Source organism: Saccharomonospora halophila 8 (genome assembly GCF_000383775.1).
Taxonomy (GTDB): Bacteria; Actinomycetota; Actinomycetes; order Mycobacteriales; family Pseudonocardiaceae; genus Saccharomonospora; species Saccharomonospora halophila.
Map to the genome: position 1 here is coordinate 14,415 of NZ_KB912585.1, position 3,794 is coordinate 18,208.

Annotated in this window: 3 protein-coding genes; 1 reads left to right on the top strand and 2 read right to left on the bottom strand. The window is 71.8% G+C overall.

The genetic code is table 11. The annotated features are described in order from the left end of the window. A partial coding sequence (locus tag SACHA_RS22950) for an electron transfer flavoprotein subunit alpha/FixB family protein (protein WP_198010177.1) occupies window positions 1-461 on the top strand: 461 nt, incomplete at its 5' end. 14 nt (window positions 462-475) lie between these two features. Here SACHA_RS22950 and SACHA_RS0118090 read toward each other — a convergent pair. Further along, window positions 476-748 (bottom strand): GlsB/YeaQ/YmgE family stress response membrane protein, encoded by a 273-nt coding sequence (locus SACHA_RS0118090; RefSeq protein ID WP_019812068.1) that lies wholly within the window; start codon window positions 746-748, stop codon window positions 476-478. Window positions 749-873: 125 nt separating this feature from the next. Further along, window positions 874-3,465 carry a hypothetical protein gene (locus SACHA_RS0118095; RefSeq protein ID WP_019812070.1) on the bottom strand — a complete coding sequence of 864 codons (2,592 nt, stop codon included), beginning with the start codon at window positions 3,463-3,465 and terminating at the stop codon, window positions 874-876. Window positions 3,466-3,794 lie beyond the last annotated feature (329 nt).

The following is a 3,794-nucleotide window of genomic DNA, read 5'->3' on the forward strand; positions in this document are numbered from 1 at the left end:
CGGGCCGGGTCGTGGAGCGCACGCGCGCCGCGGGCGGTGTCACGCTGGCCTCCGCCCCGGTGGTGGTCTCCGGCGGACGCGGGGTCGGTGGCGCCGACGGGTACGCCGTGCTGGAGGAGCTGGCGGGCCTGCTGGGTGGTGCGGTCGGCTGTTCCCGGGTGGCCACGAACAACGGGTGGCGGCCGCACTCCGACCAGGTCGGACTGACCGGGACGAAGGTGGCCTGCGACCTCTACCTGGCGTGCGGCATCAGCGGCGCGACCCAGCACTGGGTGGGCTGCATGGACTCGCGCACGATCCTCGCGGTGAACACCGATCCGGAGGCACCGATGGTGTCCCGGGCGGACTACGCGGTCATCGGGGACGTCCACGAGGTGCTGCCCGCCGTGGTCACCGAACTCCGGGCCCGGCGGGAGCAGCGGGCCGGGCAGGGCGAGGAACGGGTGCTCACCCGAGGGTGAGGTCGGCGGGGTGTTCACGAGCGGTCGGCGCTGCTTTTCCTCCGGCGTCCGATGAGGGACTCGGCGACACCGATCAGCAGCACCGCCGCGACCACCGCGATGATGAACCCCAGCACGTTCAGTTCGAAGATGTCGCCGGTGCCGAGCAGGTTCGCCACGGTACCGCCGATCACCGACCCGACCAGGCCCAGCAGCAGCGTGGCCAGGATTCCGAGGTCCTGCTTGCCGGGTTTGATCAGACGCGCCAGCGCGCCGATGATCAGCCCCGCCACAATGAACCCGATCATGGTTGTCGTCCTTCCTGTCGGTGACGCGGTGTCCCGCCGCCGGATATCCCGCGCCCGGGGGAGTGAAACGGTACGGGGTCCCGCCGTTCCCGGCACGGCGGGGCCGCTACCCGTTCCCCGCCGGGTCACCAGCGGCGCAACGTCCGCCCGAAGGCGGCGATGATCGTGGTCGCCAGGACCCAGCCGGCCACGGTGAGCACCAGCATCATCCCTTTGGACCACCCGAGCACGTCCCAGGCCGTGGCGTGGCCGAGGTCCACGACGGGGATGAGGACGTCGAGGGCGTAGAGGAACGGGTCCCAGGTGGGATGCTCGTCGACCCGCACCGGGCACGGTCCCGGAACCGCCGTGCCGGACCGCAGGCACGGGCCCGTCCCCCATGCGAACGCCACGGCGCCGGACGACCAGGCCAGCAGGAAGAGGACGACGGCCCGCAGCGGCCGGTACCCGTACCCGAGCACCAGATCCTGCAGGGTGCCCCAGAACCGGTAGCCGTGCGCGACCAGGTGGCGCAGGATTCCGACCATCCGCGACGTCCACCGGGCGTGCGGGTCGGGCCGGGCCCGGGACACGCCGGGCCGGTCCCTGTTCGTGAGTTCCGAGTAGGACCGGCGGACGGCGGTCAGCCGGGTGGTGCGGGCCTCGCTCTCCTCTCCGGTCGCGGACAACGCGGCGGCGAGTCGCTCGTACGGCCCGGGCATGAACGGATCGGTCGTCGCCGCCCGCACCCACTCCAGGCGCCGGGTCAGGGTCATCCCGCCGTCGAGGCGGTCGTAGGCGCACTCGGTCAGGTCGAGTGACTTCGGGCCGTACGACCACGCCTCCGCCCGGTCCCGCAGGGTGCCCAACCGGGCGCGGGAGAGGTCCACGCGTCCCGTCGGAGCTTGCGCGGGCAGGAAACACAGCGTGGAGGCGGTCAGTTCGGCGGCGTCGAGTGCGAGGTTCCGGTCGTCGAGCACCGTGCCGTCGAGGTCCACGTCGCCGTGCACGGTGGTCGCCGCGAGCCTGACCGTGCGGCTGCCGCGGGTCCCGGACAGGAACAGGTGGCGTCCGATGGTGGTGCCACCGAGGTCGAGTGACAAGGGTGGGTCCGTCGGATCGGTGTGGCCGCCGGAGAGGACGCAGTCGGTGACGGTGAGGAACTGGGCGACGTGGGAGTACGCCACGCGGACCGCTCCGTCCGCGGTCGTGCGCGCCATCTGGAGGTTCTTGCCGACCGACAGGGCCGACACCTCGAGTGCGACGCCCCGGCCCTGCTGGTCGTGTCGTGGCGCGTGCAGGCGGGCACCGCTCAACAGGTGGCTGCCCTGGACGGTGTTGTTCCGGAGGCGGATGCGGCCCAGTGCGTGCACACCGTCGAGGACCAGGTCGCCGGAGACCGTGTTGCCGGTGAGGTTGAGTGCGGCGCCGTCCTCGTCGCCCAGCAGGACACCGCCGGTCAACCGGAGGGTGCCGGTGTGACAGTCGGTCAGCCGGATCCGGCCGGTGACCCGGGTGCGACCGACGAGTGCGAACTCCGCGCGGACGGTCGCCGCGAAGGCCGAGATGCTCACGGTGCCGGTACCCGCCGAGAGTTCCGCGGACTCCATCCGGAACACACCCTCCACCCGGGCACTGTCCAGCGTGATCCGTCCGGCGACGTGCGTGCGGGACCTGGCGGTGATCCCGCCGGACACGGTGGCGTTGGCCAGGGAGAGGGCGTGGTCCGCGGTGTCCACGTCGGCGTCGTCGAGCCGCACGTCCCCGGTGACGGTGGCGTGGTCGAGGATGACCCCCATCGGGGCGCGGCACGTGAACCCGTTCCGGAGCCGGACCGTGCCGAAGATGTCGGCCCGGTACAGGTTCAGTCCCCACCCGGCCTCGGCGTGCAGCTCCGCGCCGTCGAGGCGGATGTCGCCGCCGACCCGGGCGCCGCGGAAGGCGAACCCCTTGACGGTGGTCGCCTGCTCGGCGTACATGCCGAGGCCGATCCGGGAACTCGATCCGTCGACCGCGCCCAGGCGGGATCCGGACAGCCACAGGAACTGCTGTACCTCCGCGCCCGCGAGGAACAACGCACCGGGGGAGCGGAATCCGGTGACGTCGAGCGTGCCCTCGACCCGCACCGCGAGGAGGTTCACCGTGGTCGTCTCGTCGCCGTCGACCACGGTGCGGGCGAGGGCGACGTCGCCGGTCACCCGTGCGGAGCTGAGATTGAGCGCGTGCCCCTCGGCCGCGAGGTGACAGTCGGTGAGTTCGACTCCGCCGGAGATGTGGGCGTCCTCCAGGTTCACGGTGCTCGTGTCCCGGACACCGTGCAGCATGAGCGACCCGGAACACCGCAGTCGGGGCGCGACCACCCGCGGGACGACACAGTCGGTGAGTTCGACGCGAGCCGTCGCCGCGTCGGAGAGGTCGAGATCCCCGCGGAACCGGCAGTGTGCGAACACCACCGGGAACCGCAGGACCGAGTCGGCCAGGTCCAGGTCGTCGACGATCTCGGCGCCGTGCAGTTCGAGCCGTCGGCTGCGGGCATGCACCCCCTCCTCCACCAGGAGAAGGTAGGCGATCGCGCTCGCCCGGACGAGGTGCCCGGCCTGTCCGGGGGGCGGAACGGTGTCGCCGAGGATCAGGGGCCTGCCGTCGTGCAGGGCAGTGCGCAGTGCCTGCTCCGTCTCGGTGAACTCCGGTGGTTGGTCCCGTCTCCCGAACGGATCGTTCAGACGGAATCGCGCCATCACTACCCCCAGGACACGCCGTGGCCCGTCAACGTGAACCCACGTGTGTACCACGGAGGATGTCGCGAAAAAAGATTCCCGCAGAATGTCTGTCCCGATCGCCGCGGGCACGGGAAGCGGACGGATGTGAGCGCCGACTCGTCGGCCCGGAACGGGCGGTTCGCCCGTGTTACGGTTCGCACCGATCGTGACCGTGCTCTGATTGGAGTGTGCGGATGCCGGACGACGGCAGCCGGGTGCCGGTGCTCGTCGGGGTGGGGCAGGTGCGGGGCAACACCGCCCGCGCGCCGGAGGCGGCGCGGGAACCGCTCGCGCTGGCCGAGGACGCC

What these genes read in the sequence shown, in the direction of transcription:
- SACHA_RS0118090 (WP_019812068.1), bottom strand. Translation starts at nt 748, where the DNA reads ATGATCGGGTTCATTGTGGCGGGGCTGATCATCGGCGCGCTGGCGCGT.
- SACHA_RS0118095 (WP_019812070.1), bottom strand. Translation starts at nt 3,465, where the DNA reads ATGGCGCGATTCCGTCTGAACGATCCGTTCGGGAGACGGGACCAACCA.